We start from the raw sequence: 15,013 nt of genomic DNA on the forward strand, positions 1-15,013 counted from the left end.
CGGAAGGTGGGGTAAACGGCCGCAAGCTTACCCCTCTTTTAAAGCAGTCCGTATTGCCCGGCCAGATCCTTAAGCGATACCAACGGTCTTGGGCCATAGTGACCGATAACTTCGGCAGCGGCCATAGCCCCTAAACGTCCACAGGTATAAAGATCAAACCCGCGCGACAGGCCAAACATAGCCCCCGCCGCATACTGATCACCAGCACCGGTCGTATCGACCAGAGTGTCGACATCAAACACCGGCACCAGAACCGTGTCCTCCTTGGTCAGGATCACAGAGCCCTGATCCGAACGGGTCACAAAGGCCAGATCGACCTTGGACCGCAGCGCGCTTTGGGCCACAAAGAAATCCTCAGTCTCATACATGGCCAGCAGTTCATCTTCGTTGGCAAAGACGATGTCGATATGTTGGTCGATGAACGGCAGCAAATCCGCGCGCCAGCGATCAACCACAAAGCGGTCCGACATGGTGATCGCCGTCTTGCGACCCGCCGCACGGGCCAGCCCAGACGCCTTGACGAAGGCTTCGCGCCCGGTCGGCGTATCGAACAGATAGCCCTCAAGATAGACGATATTCGACGCCTGAATAAGGGCTGCATCGACATCTGCAGGGCCGACCTTGGCCGCAGCTCCAAGGAACGTCGCCATAGTACGCTGGGCATCCGGCGTGATGTTGATCAGGCAACGCCCCGTCGCCAGACCTTCATTCAGCAACGCAGTGTCAAAATGTACGCCCTGCGCCTTCATATCGTGGCGGAAAACCTTACCGAGTTCGTCATCGGCGACCTTACCGATATAGCCGCATTTGCCGCCCAGCGACGCTGCCCCGGCGATGGTATTGCCGGCCGATCCGCCTGAAGCCAGTTCCGCCTGCGCCATGACGCCGTAAAGGCTCAGGGCCCGATCCTGATCAATCAGGGTCATCGCCCCCTTGGCCAGATTTTGCGCGGTCAGAAACGCGTCGTCAGCCGGAGCCAGAACATCGACAATGGCATGGCCAACGGCGGTGACATCATAGAGAGCAGTCATGAAATAATATCCGTTTGATTTTTCAGTTCTCATGCGCATAAAACGCCTCATGAGCAAGTCTTTATTGATCCTGACCCCAAACCCTGATCATCCGTCCCACCACGGGCGCTGGCCCTATGTGCTGGAAGCCTTTCGGGAGGCGCTGTACGATCTTGATCTGGATGTGTTTGATCAGGCCTGGTCGGAGCCGGTCACAACGCCCTATGACCTGATCTGTCCGCTGGTGGCGTGGGGCTATCATAATGCGCCTAATGATTTCAGGCGCGCATTGGCCCAGATCAAGGCCAAAGGTCATCGCCTTCTGAACCCGGCTGAGATCGTGTCCTGGAATGTCGATAAGCGTTACCTGCGCGATCTGGCGCAGGCCGGCGTGCGCACCATTCCGACCGCTTTTGTTGACCAGTTGACGCCGGAAAACATGGCCGCCGCCCGTGCGGATTTTGGTCAGGACGCGTTGGTGCTTAAACCCGTGGTATCGGCGGGTGCCAAAAACACCCTGATCTGGAAAGGGGTTGATGTGCCCGCCGAGGCCCCGCAATCTGAGGCCATGATCCAGCCGCTGATGCGGGCCATTCAGACCGAAGGCGAATGGTCACTGCTGTTTTTCGGGGGGGACTTTTCCCATGCGGTGCTGAAAACCCCCAAAGATGGCGATTTCCGCTCACAGCCCGATTATGACGCCCATCTGCGGATGGAAACCCCGCCGGATGAGGCCCTGCAACTGGCCTCTGATGCGCTTGAGTTTGTGGGCCGCGACAGCGTGCTTTATGCCCGCGTCGATATGGTGCGCGATGATCAGGGCCGGTTCTGCCTGATGGAACTGGAACTGATCGAGCCTGATCTGTACTTAAAATATGACGACGGCGCGCCCGAACGGTTAGCGAAAGCCTTCGCCGCTGCTCTGCATATCGGCTGTGGCTGTCATTGACTTAAGAACTCCCCCTGTTGCAGGGGGAGCTTTCATTTAAGCCCCGCTTAAATGAAAGAGGGGGTAAACTGCCGCCATTTACCCCACCACCGCTGCACTATCGCTTGCGGTCTCCTCCCCTGCAACAGGGGAGGTTCTTAGAGAGCCGTCTCAAACTTCAAAGGCCGCGACATAAGCGCCGAAACCGTGTCCTCGACATTAACCTCACCGGCCAGAATCGCCGCTACGGCCTCGCAGATCGGCAGTTCGACCCCCAGCTTTTTCGCCAGATGCACTACGGCCGGGGCGGATTCGACCCCTTCGGCGACTGAGACCTTACCGGCCAGCGCCTGTTCCAAGGTTTGACCGCCGCCGAGCGCTAAGCCCACGCTCATATTGCGCGACTGCGGCGATGAGCAGGTCAGCACCAGATCACCCAGCCCGCACAACCCGGCTACCGTCTCGGATCTGGCCCCCAGGGCCACGGCAAAGCGCAAAATCTCGGCAAAGCCGCGGGTAATCAGGGCGGCATGGGCATTGCGCCCCAGTCCGCGCCCTTCGGAAATGCCACAGGCAATCGCCAGCACGTTTTTCAGCGCCCCTGCCGCTTCGGCGCCGATCATGTCATCGGAGTGATAGGGCCGAAAGGTCGGCGTCGCCAAGGTATGAATAATCTGCGCCCCCAGATCGACATCGGGACAGGCCAGCGTGACTGCCGCCGGCAGCCCCCGCGCCACTTCGGCGGCAAAGCTCGGCCCCGACAGGACGGCGGCCGTGGCGTTTGGCAGGGTTTCCGCCAGCACTTCGTTCATCAAAGCATCTGTGCCGCGCTCGACCCCTTTGGCGCACAGCACGATCGGCACACCGTCGCTGATGAACGGTGCCAGAGCCTTTAAGGTAGACCGCATATGCTGGGCCGGTGGCACGGCCAGTATCAGTTCACACTCTGCCAGATCAGAAAGGTTGGCGGTCGCCCTGACCTGCGGCAACAGGTCTATGCCTTTCAGGTAAATCTCATTGCGATGGGCGGTGTTGATCGATTCCACCACGTCCAACTCACGGGCCTGCAATATCACGTCACGGCCAGCGCGCGCGCAGACCTGCGCCAGGGCCGTGCCCCACGCACCGGCACCAATGACGCCTATCTTATCGAAATGGTCCGCATGTTTGAGTTTTTTCACGCCTTCGCTCCCTTGCGACCGCTTACTTTATGGACAGGCGATGCCGTTGCTGCCGCTTCATCCAGCGGCCAGCGCGGCCGCGCCACGGTCGCCATTGATCCCATCATGTCACTACGTTCATCCGCATCCATCAGACTGAACCGTTCCAGTCCGGCTAAGGCAATCATAGCCGCGTTGTCGGTGCAATAGGCCATCGGCGGGGCCACGAACCTAAAGCCATGTTTATCCGCAAGTTTAGTGAGTTCAGCCCGTACTGTTTTATTCGCCGCCACCCCGCCCGCGACCACAAAGGCCGGTTTGGTGTTTCCGTGCGTAAAGGCCGTCATCGCCCGTTCCGACCGCTCACACAGTTGGCGGGCGATTGCGGCCTGCACCGAAGCGCACAGATCGGCACGGTCCTGCGGGGTTTTAACCTGATCGGTGGCGACCTTGGCGGCGGCGGTTTTCAGGCCCGAAAATGAGAAATCGCAGTCTTTGCGACCCAGCAGTGCCCGCGGCAAAACAAACCGCGTGGCATCGCCTTCTGCCGCGCATTTTTCCAGCGCAGGGCCACCGGGATAGCCCAGCCCCAAAACCTTGGCGATCTTATCGAAGGCTTCACCGGCGGCGTCATCAATGGTGGTGCCCAGCCGCTCATAATCCCCGACGCCGCGCACATTAAGCAACTGACAATGACCGCCGGACACCAGCAGCAGCAGGTAGGGAAACGCCACCGGCTCGGCCAGTAACGGCGACAGGGCGTGGCCTTCGAGGTGATTGACCCCGATCAGCGGCAAACCCCGCGCCAGCGCAAAGCCCTTGGCGAACGACAAACCGACCATCACCCCGCCGATCAGGCCGGGGCCTGCGGTGGCCGCCACGGCATCTAATTCCGCCTCATCAAACCCCTTGGTCTTGGCCTCACTCAGCGCCCGTCGGCACAGGTCGTCTATGGTTTCCACATGGGAGCGGGCGGCGATTTCCGGCACGACCCCACCGTAAACCGCATGAGCAGCGATCTGGGAATGAATGACCGACGACAAGACCTCGACCTGCCCGCCGCGCTTGCGCACAACCGACACGGCGGTTTCATCGCAGCTTGATTCCACCCCCAGCACGCACAGGTCATCGTCCGGTGCAGACTTTTGCGATGGATCGGAGATTGCTAAGGTCATAAGGCTCTTGTAACGGGTACATAATTATAGATTGGCCACTGTCTTTCCCTTCAGATGGGCGTGCGTCAAGCGCTTTGCCAGCTTTTTTGAGTTTAAGATTCCATGATACGACTGAAAATCGGCACGCGCGGCTCCAAACTGGCCACCACCCAATGCGGTTGGGTGCAGCGTCAGATCGTCGCGGCTCTAGGCGAAGATGTGGCCCGCGCAGATGAGATTGCGCCGCTTGTAATCATTTCGACTCAAGGAGACCGCATTCAGGATCGCCGTCTGATCGAGGCCGGCGGCAAACAGTTGTTCACCAAGGAAATCGAAGATGCCCTGCTGCGCGGCGATATCGATGTCGCCGTCCACTCCCTCAAAGACATGCCGGCCAATGAGGTTGAGGGCCTGAGCATTGCCGTGTTTCCGGTGCGCGAAGACCCGCGCGACGCCTTTGTCAGCGTGAAATATCAAAGCCTGATGGATATGCCCGCCGGTGCAAAACTCGGCACGGCCAGCCTGCGCCGTCAGGCTCAGGCGCTAAACGTCCGGCCCGATATTGAGGTCGTCATGTTGCGCGGCAATGTCGATACCCGCCTAAAAAAGCTTGAGGCCGGTGACTGTGACGCTATTTTGCTGGCAGCGGCCGGATTGAACCGTCTCAGCCTGTCGCACCACATTAAATCCTATATCGATCCCGATCAGTTCGCCTCGGCTCCCGGTCAGGGCGCTTTGGCGGTGCAGTGCCGCACGGCGGACATTGATCAGGACTGGATCAGAAAACTGCACCATGTGCCGACCCATATCTGCATCTCCGCCGAGCGCGGAGCACTTGAGGCGCTGGAAGCGTCCTGCCGTACGGCGGTGGGCGCCTATGCGAAACTGAGCGATGATCACACCCTGACCCTGTTTACTGAGGCCCTAAGCGCCGATGGCACAACCCGCTGGCAACGAAGAGCCAAACTGGCCAATCCAACGGTCGAAAGCGCGCGCACTTTAGGGCTCCGGTTGGGGCACGAAATCCGCGATGAGGCCGGTGACGACTTCATTCAGTATCTGGGTTAGGCCATGAAGGTGTGGGTCACGCGGACGGATAGGCGGGCGCATAAGACCGCCGCCGCGGTTGAGGCGCTGGGGTTTGAGGCCCTGATCGATCCGGTGCTTAAGGTTGAGCGCCTGCCCGCCCCGTCGCTTAGTGACGGGTTTGACGCCATTGCTTTCACCAGCCGCAGCGCGGTTGAGATATTCGCCAAAACCTATCCCCTACGTACTGTGACGACGTTTTGCGTTGGTGACGCCACCGCTGAGGCCGCCCGCGATCAGGGTTTCTCTGAGGTGCTGAGTGCGGCAGGTGACGGACGCGCTGTGTTTGAATTGATCCTTAAGCACAGGCCGCAGGCCGTGATCGTCTGCGCACCCGAAACCCCCGCCGCTCCTTTGACGCAGTGGCTGACTGATGAAGGCATTAGCGCACACGAATTAGCGCTCTATCGTACCGTTACGATCTGCCCGGATACAGCTCTTAACGCCATAGACAACATAGATATCATCCTGCTGCATTCCGCAAAAGCGGCACGGTTTATCGGCGAAATGCTGCGCACAAAAACAGGCCCTTACACCGTAAAGCGCCTGACGTTTACAGCCATTTCCAAAGCCTGTGCCGAGGCATTAATGACTGGACTGAGCGACCCTGCGGACGCCGAACGCGAAAATGTGTCTGAAATTTCACCTAAAGTGCTGATTTCGCAGTTCCCAGACGAAGCCTCTATGCTTATGCTCCTGAGCGATATCCCGCGTTAGAGCATATTTCGATCAAATTGATCCGAAATATGCTTTAAATATTTGTTTGGTCGCTCTTTCTTATCCAATAAGTGAAGACACTTATTGGGAAAACGCTCTAACCCTTTAAAGATACGCGAAGCCTTGATGACTGACCCGGATACAATACCTGTTGATACCCTGCCGCCTTCAGGGCCTGATGCGGCCAATCAGAACAGCCGCGCCGTCCTGAAAGAAAAATGGGCGCGCACGCCGCTGATGATCGCCATTGCCATACCGCTGCTGTTTATTGTGGCAGCCTTTGTGTTCATGGGGCTTGGTATCTTTAAGGATGTGGGGGGCAAATCCGCGCCTGCGACCGATGTTCAGACTCAGGCCGCGATTGCCGAATTACGCGCCCAGGTTCAGGCGCTCAAAGCGCCCGCGCCTGCGGCTAACCCCACAACCTTGCAGACGACCACGCCAACCCTCGATGCCCCTGCCGCCCCGGTCTATAGCGATCCCTCAGCTTTGGCACGTTTGTCGCAGCGCATTGATGAACTCGAAGCCCGCCAGCGTGAGGTGACCTCTGCCGCCGCCGCCGTCGAAGCGGCCACCGCCCTACAACTGGCCGCCCGCAGCGCCCAGCCCTTTTCCGGCCAATTGACGGCGGCTGAGCGTACCCTGACGGACCCGGCACCTCTGGCGGCCTTACGCCCCCATGCCGACAAGGGTGTCATGTCCGAAGCGGCGCTGGTCATCGAATTCCCGGCCTATGCCGCCAAGGCCCACGCCACGGTCAAGGCCCCCGAAGACCGCAACACCATCTGGACCGGCTTGCTCGATACGCTGGGCTCGATCATCTCCATCCGCCCCCTCAACCGCGTCGAAGGCAGTGATGTCGATGCCACCTTGCGCCGCGCCGAACTGCGGCTCAATCAGGGCGACCTGAGCGGTGCCATGACCCATATCGACGCCCTGCCTACCCCGGCCCAGCGCGCGCTTGGCCTCTGGCTGGATCAGGCCCGCGCCCGCCTGTTGATTGATGCGACCACCCGCCGGATCAGCGAGTCCGCCCTTAAGCAATTGTCCGCGACCGCGCCGCAAACCTCAGCAGCCGCAATCCCCGGAGGCACCCTGTGATCAGAACTTTTCTCATTCTTCTGGCCATTACGGTTCTGGTGACCCTGGGGATCGGGGCGGCAGGCGAAGCCGGCACCGCCAGCCTGATCTGGATGGGCTACCGCGTTGATACGTCCGCCACCGCCGCCATTATCCTGATCGGTTTTCTGGCCCTGACCGCCGTCTGTTTCTGGAATCTGGCCCTGTGGCTGTCGCGCTCCCCGCAGCGTCAGGCCAAGGCCCGCGCAGAAGCCCGCCGCCGTCAGGCTGATGATACCCTAAGCAAAGGCTTTGTCGCCATTGCCGCCGGTGACGGGGCCGAAGCGCGCCGCCATGCCGTCAAGGCCATTGATCTCAGCGACAATGTGCCTCTGGTGCGGGTCTTAGGGGCGCTGGCCGCCGAAACCGCTCAGGACGATGTCGCCACCAAGGCCGCCTATTCCGCCATGCTGAGCGTGCCGGAACTGAAACTGGCAGGCCTCAAAGGCCTGATGACCTTGGCGCAAAAGCAGGGTGACCGCGTTGAGGCCATCCGTCTGGCCGAAGAGGCCTACAGCCAGACCAAACCGGCCATGTGGGCGTTTCGCACCCTGTTTGAAGCCCGCCTGACCGCCGGGGAGTGGGCCGAAGCGCTTGACCTGATCGAAGGTGCTCTGGGCCGCAAGCTGATCTCACCGATCTATGCCGAACGGGCACGGGCCTCACTTATGGCCGCGTCGGCTGCCCGCATGGAAACGGCGGCAGATACCGCTACGCGCGAGCAGGCGCTTGATTACGCCGTGCGCGCTGCCAAGCTCCAGCCACAGTTCGCCCCCGCCGCCATCATGGCGGGCCGTCTGCTGGCCGCCCACAATAAGCTGGGCCGGGCCGAAGATGTGCTTGAGGCCGCCTATGCCGCTCAGCCTCATCCGGCGATCTGGCTGGCGTACCGCGATCTGGTCAATGATGAGACCCCGCGCGACCGGGCGCGCCGTCTGCAAGGGTTGGTCGATCGCAATCCGGCCCACCGCGAAAGCCGCCTGCTTAACTTAGAGCGCGCGTTGATGACCCACACCAAGGCCGATATCCGCACGGCCATGGCAGCCTTAGAACCCGATCTGGCCGAAGAGGTGGTGACCCGGCGGGTGTGCGGCCTGATGGCCAAGGCGTGCCTGGGGCTTCAGGACATGGACGGGGCGCGCAACTGGGTCGCCAAGGCGTCACTGGTCAAGGCCGAGCCGGACTGGTCTGACCTTGATCCAGAAGGTAAAGCCTTTGCTTATTCGCCCGCCGACTGGGCGCAACTGGTGTTAAGCTATGCCGAAAAAGGCACGCTGGTGCATCCACGGTTTGAGCGGGATGAGCGCACCCTGTCGGAACTGCCCGATCTGGTGTCGCGCTACATGCCGTCCATGCCGTTCGTTAAGGCGGCACAAAAGGCGGCGACCTTCGTGCCCCTGCCGGATGATCCCGGCATATACGACGATGCTCTGCGCGGCGATGATGCGGATGTGCCGCCGGTTCCGGCCGCCAAACCGCGGGCGAAACGGGCAACTACCAAAACCAAATAAGAAATCCCGATAAAAATGAGCGCTGCGGCCTTGGCAAAGACCGCCGTCATGTGTAAAGAAACGCCCCTGTCGACTGGCCGGGGCGTTTCTTTTTATTCCCCGCCTGCGCAGCGTGCCGCATTAGCTCAGCTGGTAGAGCACCGCATTCGTAATGCGGGGGTCAGGTGTTCGAGTCACCTATGCGGCACCACTTTTCCATTAAATAATCCTCAATTCTCATGGCCAGCGGGTGTTGGCGCACGTCACACACGCGTCACGGCCGTATGTTAGGGACAGGCTTTTGCCGGAGCTTTTAGATGTCCCTCGCCCACACCCGCGCGATCGGTCTGGTTGCCGCCCTGTTTGTGGCCGCACCCGCTATGGCAGGGGAAACCCCGGTTGAGGTCGGTGTGCGTCCGCTATATCTGATTGACAAGATGGCCGACGGCCCGCTCAAGGACGTGCTGAAAGCCTGCATCGGTAAGCCGGTTCGGCCCACCCTGTTTTCGATCGGACACCGCGGGGCACCGCTCATGTTCCCGGAACACACGGTCGAATCGAACCGTGCCGCCGCCTGGCAAGGTGCCGGTATCCTTGAGTGCGATGTCACCTTCACGAAGGATAAGGAACTGGTCTGCCGTCATGCTCAGAATGATCTGCACACCACGACCAATATCGTGACTACGGATCTGGGGAAGAAATGCACCCAACCGTTTGTGCCCGCCTCCGGGACTAAACCGGCTCAGGCCGAATGCCGGACCTCAGACATAACGCTGGCGGAATTTCGTCAACTGACGCCCAAGATGGACGGCGCCAATGTGAGCGCCGTCACCGCCAAAAATTACCTGGACGGCACCGCGAACTGGCGCACCGACCTCTATGCGGCTGAACCCGCCAAGACGATGACGCATAAAGAGTCTATCGAACTGTTCCGCGCGCTAAGGGCCAAATTCACGCCGGAGCTTAAGACCCCGGTCGTTGCTATGCCGTTCAACGGTTTCTCGCGGGCCGACTATGCGCAAAAGCTGATCAATGAATATAAAGAGGCTGGCGTACCCGCCTCCGATGTCTGGCCGCAAAGCTTTGATATTGCCGACATTCGTTACTGGATCGCCCATGAGCCCGCCTTTGGTGCGCAGGCGGTTTATCTGATCGATGACGAAACCATCCCCGGACTGGATGGCATGAACCCGTCAAGCTGGGGCTTTGATCCGGCAGCCCTTAAGCGTGAGGGCATAAACTATGTAGCACCCGCCATTACGTTCCTGCTGACTTTGGATGCGAACGGCAAGATCGTGCCGTCACGTCTGGCCAGGGCGTTGAAAGCCGCCGATATCAAGATCATCGCCTGGTCTCTGGAGCGCTCCGGCCCCCTGACCGACGGCGGCGGATGGTATTTCCAGAGCGTGTCCAAAGTCATCCGCGGCGGCGGAGATTATTACACGGTTCTGGATGTGCTGGCTAAGGATGTTGGTGCGACCGGCGTGTTCAGCGACTGGCCCGCCACGGTCAGCTATTATGCCAGTTGCCAGGGACTGAGATAGCCCTTGGCCTGAGCCGCCCCGTCATGCTTCAATTGGCAGGCAGACTCAGAGGGGTAGCAGGATGACAGGCGGCAAAAGGCTAAAGGTTAAGGGGCTCGCCTTTATGGCTATGGTGATGGTCAGCGGTCACGCCTGGGCCAAGCCGCCCAAGCCTGCGGATCTGATCCTCACCAACGGCAAAATCTATACGGCCAATGCCAGCGATGCCGTCACTGAGGCCATGGCCATTACCGATGGCCGGATTGTATATGTCGGCAATCCTACGGACGCCAAAGCGTTTGCGGGTAAGGCCACCCGCACACTCGACCTGAAGGGGCGCTTTGTCATGCCCGGCCTGATCGACGGGCATATGCATCCGCAGTCGGGTGGGCTGCGCACATTGGGTTGCAACCTCAACTATGAGCGCCTGACGCAGGCCGCGTTTCTGGCGCGGATAGAGGCCTGTCTCGGCGCGGAAAACACAGCCAAACCCGATCAGTGGCTGACGGTGATCAACTGGTTTCAGCAAGACATGATCCCGACCGGCTATGCGCCGACCCGGCACGATCTGGACACTCTAAAAACTCAGCGCCCGGTGATGGTACGCTCATCGTTCGGCCATTCTATTCTGGTCAATTCGCGCGCGCTTGAGCTGGCAAGCATCACCCGCGCCACCGCCGATCCCAAGGACGGTAAGATTGTCCGCGACGATAAGGGTGAGGCGACCGGCCTGCTGGAAGAGGGCGCGCAAGGATTGGTACGCGCGCTGATCCCGCCGCCGGATGCCGCCACCAACCTTAAGGCCGCACAGATTGTGCTTAAAATTATGAACGCACAGGGGATCACCAGCTTTCTGGATGTCTATACAGATCCGGAGACGCTCACGGCCTATACGACGATTTATAAGGCGAACGAATTGACGGCGCGGGCAGCCTTTGGGGTGCTAATCGATCCGGTCGAAGGCTATGATGCCGATAAGGCCGTGAATGAAGTCCTGCGCCAGAAAAAACAGTATGAACAGGCAGCCTTTGGTGCGGCACCCGGCCTGCGCATCCACACCGCCAAGCTGTTTCTGGATGGGGTGATCGCCGCCCCCGCTTTTACCGGCGTGATGGTTGAGCCCTATTTCGTCAATAGCGGCACTGCGGATAAGCCCATGTGGCGCCCCGGCGATCACCGCGGGCCTGTGCCTTATTTCACCGCCGCACAGTTGGAAACGACTCTGCTGAAGCTGACCGAGGCGGGCATTGATGCCCATATGCACGCCGACGGTGATGGCGCGGTCAGACAGGCGCTGGATGCCATAGACGCGGTGCGCAAAGAACTTCCGCAGGCCGATATGCGCCCCGCCATCGCCCATGCTGAGATCGTCGATCCGGCCGATTTTGCGCGTTTCAAAGCGCTTAACGCCCTGCCGGTTTTGTCGTTCCAGTGGCAGAAACCGGCGGCGGACACGATCGAAGCCCTGCGCGACTATATGGGTCCCTATCGCCACGCCATCGTCGAGCCGGCGGGCCTTCTGGAGATTTACGGTGCCACGATCGTCTACGGCAGCGACTGGCCCGTCGATGCGCTCAATCCGTGGTTCGCCCTCAAAGTCGGCCTGACCCGTACCGCCAGCCCAGCCGATGCCGCCAAATATCCCGGTCGCTTAGGCATAGATCCGGGCCTGAGCCTGACGACCGCGCTAAAGGCCATGACCATAAATGCCGCCTACAGCCTGCGGGCCGAGACCACCACCGGATCGCTGGAGGTCGGGAAATTCGCCGATCTGATCGTGCTCGACCGCGACCTGTTGGCCATCGCCCCTGACGATATCGCGGACACCAAAGTGCTGATGACTATGGTTGGCGGCAAGGTGGTTTACGAGGCCGCAAAATAAAAAAAGCCGGAGGTTTCCCTCCGGCTTTTATCTTTAGAAGCTGTAGCTGATATTGACGTAACCGCTACGCCCCACCGAGTCGTACCAGTCTGAGTTATAGTAAGGATATGACGTCCAGGTCGCGTCCTTGACCGGGGCTTTATCCAGCAGATTGTTGATTGTCAGCGTGGCCTTCATCGCGGGCGTTACCTGCCAGATGGCCGTGGCATTATAGGTCGTATAGGCTTTGACACGCGCATCTTCGTCATAGTTCGGCAACTTACCGATACGAACACCGGACAGGGTGATCGCCACCGGATCGAACGTCCAGCCCAGGCTGAGGTTCATTTTTTCGCGCGGGATGTAATATCCGCTGTCGACCGCCAACTGATCAATTTCGTCGTCACCTTCAAACTGGATCGACGTGTGATTGAAGACATAGGTATAGCCGCCGGTCAGCCTGAAATCACCAAAGCGCGTCGGTGCCAGGGCATGGAAGTTAAGGTCGATACCGTCAGTCTTCTCATTCGCCTGATTGATCGGATTGATATAGACGGTCGTGACTTCGCCGTCTTCGTCGCGGGTAATGCGCGACACGGCATCCTGACAGGTCGGCGAACTGCTGTTGACCGGCGTGCCGCTGTCGGTAGAGCCAATGCGGCAATCGGCTTCGTCAGTCAGCAGCTTCTTGAGGCTCAGATCGTTGATCTGATTGTCCATATCGACATTGAAATAGTCGATCGAGATATCGAACAGACGGCTGGGCTGCCACACGAAGCCGTAATTGTAGGATTTCGATGTTTCCGGTTTGAGGTTGGTGTCGCCCTCACGCTGCTTGAGGATATCAATATCGGTGTAAGAACACTCATCATACGGAAGCCCTGCCTCAGCCGGGTCCGTCCGGCACTGATAGTAATCGGTGATCGACGGGTGAAACAGGTCAAGCTTGGCATAAAGATAATGCAGGTCCGGCGCGCGGAAGCCTGTGCCATACGCCCCACGGATCAGCAGTGAGTTAAACGGACGATATTCCAGACCAAAATTATAGGTCGTCTTACCGATATCGCGGCTGGCGAAATTGTAGCTGTCGTGACGCGCCGCCAAACTGGCTTGCAGTGTGCTCAGGATCGGCACGGCAAATTCAACGCCCAGCGCCTTGTGGTCACGACTGCCGCTGCCGGAGGTCGCAGCATATTGGTAGTAGTAGCCAAAATTAGTCGCTTCCGCGTTCGGCGACACCGAATATTCCTGATTGTCCATCTCCGCAATGACCGCAAAGCCTACCGGCCCGGCGGGTAAGGTGAAAATCTCAGGGTGATTGAACTTAAGCGAGACGCCCTTGGTGGTCGCCTCGGCTTTTGTGCGGGCATATTCCGAGATCGAAGCGTATTGTGCCGGTGTTAGTGCCGTGAACAGCTTGGCCGGATCAGCATTGAAAGTGTCTTCGTCAACCGGCGCGCCAAGATAGAAGGCATTGGCCTTGGCCGCGACGATCTGCGGGATCTTAATGCGTGTGCGGTAGGTTGAATAGTTCAGCGCCGCCTCATATCGCCACTGATCGCCGAACGCGCCCTTAACCCCGGTCGTCACTGACCCGGTCATGGAGTGGTTCTTGATCATGCCGTTTTCGAGGCCGCCCATTTCTTCGGGCATGAACACACGACGCCAGTCTTCAGGCTGATCGGAGAAGTTATTATAGAAATCAGAGATGCTGCCGTCAGGAAGCTGGTAACGCCAGTAGGTGACATCGTTCATCAAGGCAGTGTCAGCTACGCCAAGCTGAATGTCCGCGAACAGTTCTGTGCGGTCGCTTAAGTCATAGGTAATGGCGGTGTAACTATTGACCGCCTTACGACGCGACTGGATTGTACCGTAAGATACGGCCTCACTGGATGCGCAGTAATAGTCATCAAAACGATCGGTCGTCTTGGTGACCGTGCCGCCAGCCAGTTGCGTCATACCGCTACAGTCAGTACCGGCATCGGTGCCGTAGTCATCTTCGTAACGCTGAGCGACCCGAAACGGAAAACGGCTGTTGGTCGTCGGCGCATCAGCGCGCGAGTCCTGAATTTCGCGGTCAAACCCCCAGATCGGATCGCGCTCCGTGGCTTGCAAACCGAACACAACACTCAGCTTATCTTTGGTAAATCCCGTAGACAAAGACAGGTTCTGATCCGTACCGCCGCCCTGCTCCGTCGTGCCAAGACGGTATTCAACAGTTGTTTTATCGACCTTCTTCTTAAGCTGGAAATTAACAACACCGGCAATGGCATCCGAACCATAGATGGCGGAGGCCGACCCCGACAAAACCTCGACCTTTTCGATCATGCCGACGGGAATGTTGGACACATCCGTGAAATTGCTAAGGCCCTGATATGGCATGGGGAAGTCTGCAACACGGCGACCATTGATCATGACCAGGGTGTGGTTTGGCCCAAGACCGCGCAGATCGACCTGAGCCGCCCCCGGCGTCGTCAGCGCGCCACCGTAGGATTGCTGGCTCTGGGTCTGGCCACCGTTCTGGGTGACCGAGCGCAAAATATCCGGAACCGACGTATAGCCATTGGCCTCAATGGTACGACTGTCGATAACGGTAACCGGCGCGGGGCCTTCTTTGCGAGTGCGCGGAATGTTGGAACCCAGCACCGTCACCGTGGTGATTTCCTCATCCGCAGCCGGTGCCGCCTCCTGCGCCACGGCGCTCAGGCTGATCAGGCTGCAACCCGCCAGCAGGCCAAATTTTACCGAAGTTCTGAACCGTCTGAAGTTTTCATTTGCCATTCGTCTAAATCCCCTTAGATATGTACATATGCACCGTTGTGATCACGACCGTGCGCGCCCTGCGCCTATTGCCAAACTGCAAAAACTGGCCAATAAGTTGATGAATTGTGATCACAATCTGTACGCATCTGCAAACAATATGTCCCAAGCGCGCCAATTGCGCCCCAAGTGACACATAATTGTA

General features: G+C 59.1%; 11 protein-coding genes and 1 tRNA gene. 8 read left to right on the forward strand and 4 right to left on the reverse strand.

The genetic code is table 11. The features are described 5' to 3' along the window. Positions 1 to 38: 38 nt before the first annotated feature. On the reverse strand, positions 39 to 1,031 hold the full coding sequence (locus IE102_RS00255; protein WP_189484384.1) for an adenosine kinase: 993 nt from the start codon (positions 1,029 to 1,031) through the stop codon (positions 39 to 41). Positions 1,032 to 1,080: 49 nt separating this feature from the next. Here IE102_RS00255 and IE102_RS00260 point away from each other — a divergent pair, with 49 nt between their 5' ends. Next, positions 1,081 to 1,959 (forward strand): ATP-grasp domain-containing protein, encoded by an 879-nt coding sequence (locus IE102_RS00260; protein WP_189484385.1) that lies wholly within the window; start codon positions 1,081 to 1,083, stop codon positions 1,957 to 1,959. A gap of 137 nt (positions 1,960 to 2,096) precedes the next feature. Here the strand turns inward: IE102_RS00260 and IE102_RS00265 are convergent, their stop codons facing one another. Both IE102_RS00265 and tsaD read right to left on the reverse strand, forming a co-directional pair. Continuing rightward, positions 2,097 to 3,119 carry an NAD(P)H-dependent glycerol-3-phosphate dehydrogenase gene (locus tag IE102_RS00265; RefSeq protein ID WP_189484386.1) on the reverse strand — a complete coding sequence of 341 codons (1,023 nt, stop codon included), beginning with the start codon at positions 3,117 to 3,119 and terminating at the stop codon, positions 2,097 to 2,099. Continuing rightward, entirely contained in the window at positions 3,116 to 4,273 is a 1,158-nt protein-coding gene (gene tsaD / locus IE102_RS00270) for a tRNA (adenosine(37)-N6)-threonylcarbamoyltransferase complex transferase subunit TsaD (protein WP_189484387.1), read from the reverse strand. Before tsaD ends, IE102_RS00265 begins: the two co-directional genes overlap by 4 nt. Positions 4,274 to 4,375: 102 nt before the next feature. Between tsaD and hemC the strand changes: the two genes are divergently transcribed. The 7 genes from hemC to IE102_RS00305 all read left to right on the forward strand — a co-directional run bounded on the left by hemC (position 4,376) and on the right by IE102_RS00305 (position 12,069). Then, on the forward strand, positions 4,376 to 5,320 hold the full coding sequence (hemC, locus tag IE102_RS00275; protein ID WP_189484388.1) for a hydroxymethylbilane synthase: 945 nt from the start codon (positions 4,376 to 4,378) through the stop codon (positions 5,318 to 5,320). Positions 5,321 to 5,323: 3 nt separating this feature from the next. Next, positions 5,324 to 6,055 (forward strand): uroporphyrinogen-III synthase, encoded by a 732-nt coding sequence (locus IE102_RS00280; RefSeq protein WP_189484389.1) that lies wholly within the window; start codon positions 5,324 to 5,326, stop codon positions 6,053 to 6,055. Positions 6,056 to 6,181: 126 nt separating this feature from the next. Continuing rightward, complete coding sequence (locus tag IE102_RS00285; RefSeq protein ID WP_189484390.1) at positions 6,182 to 7,156, forward strand: COG4223 family protein; 975 nt, start codon at positions 6,182 to 6,184, stop codon at positions 7,154 to 7,156. Beyond that, entirely contained in the window at positions 7,153 to 8,685 is a 1,533-nt protein-coding gene (locus tag IE102_RS00290) for a heme biosynthesis protein HemY (RefSeq protein ID WP_189484391.1), read from the forward strand. The genes IE102_RS00285 and IE102_RS00290 overlap by 4 nt, the downstream gene beginning before the upstream one ends. 114 nt (positions 8,686 to 8,799) lie before the next feature. Continuing rightward, positions 8,800 to 8,875, forward strand: a tRNA-Thr gene (locus tag IE102_RS00295). 106 nt (positions 8,876 to 8,981) lie between these two features. Further along, positions 8,982 to 10,208: a glycerophosphodiester phosphodiesterase family protein gene (locus IE102_RS00300; protein WP_189484392.1), complete on the forward strand. Its 1,227-nt coding sequence runs from the start codon at positions 8,982 to 8,984 to the stop codon at positions 10,206 to 10,208. Between the two features lie 103 nt (positions 10,209 to 10,311). Further along, positions 10,312 to 12,069: an amidohydrolase gene (locus IE102_RS00305; protein WP_229807498.1), complete on the forward strand. Its 1,758-nt coding sequence runs from the start codon at positions 10,312 to 10,314 to the stop codon at positions 12,067 to 12,069. Positions 12,070 to 12,102: 33 nt separating this feature from the next. On the opposite strand, the gene IE102_RS00310 is transcribed toward IE102_RS00305, so the two are convergent. Next, positions 12,103 to 14,829, reverse strand: coding sequence for a TonB-dependent receptor plug domain-containing protein (locus IE102_RS00310; RefSeq protein ID WP_189484394.1), 2,727 nt, complete (start codon positions 14,827 to 14,829; stop codon positions 12,103 to 12,105). Positions 14,830 to 15,013: the final 184 nt, after the last annotated feature.

The organism is Asticcacaulis endophyticus, from assembly GCF_014652575.1.
GTDB classification, from domain to species: domain Bacteria; phylum Pseudomonadota; class Alphaproteobacteria; order Caulobacterales; family Caulobacteraceae; genus Asticcacaulis; species Asticcacaulis endophyticus.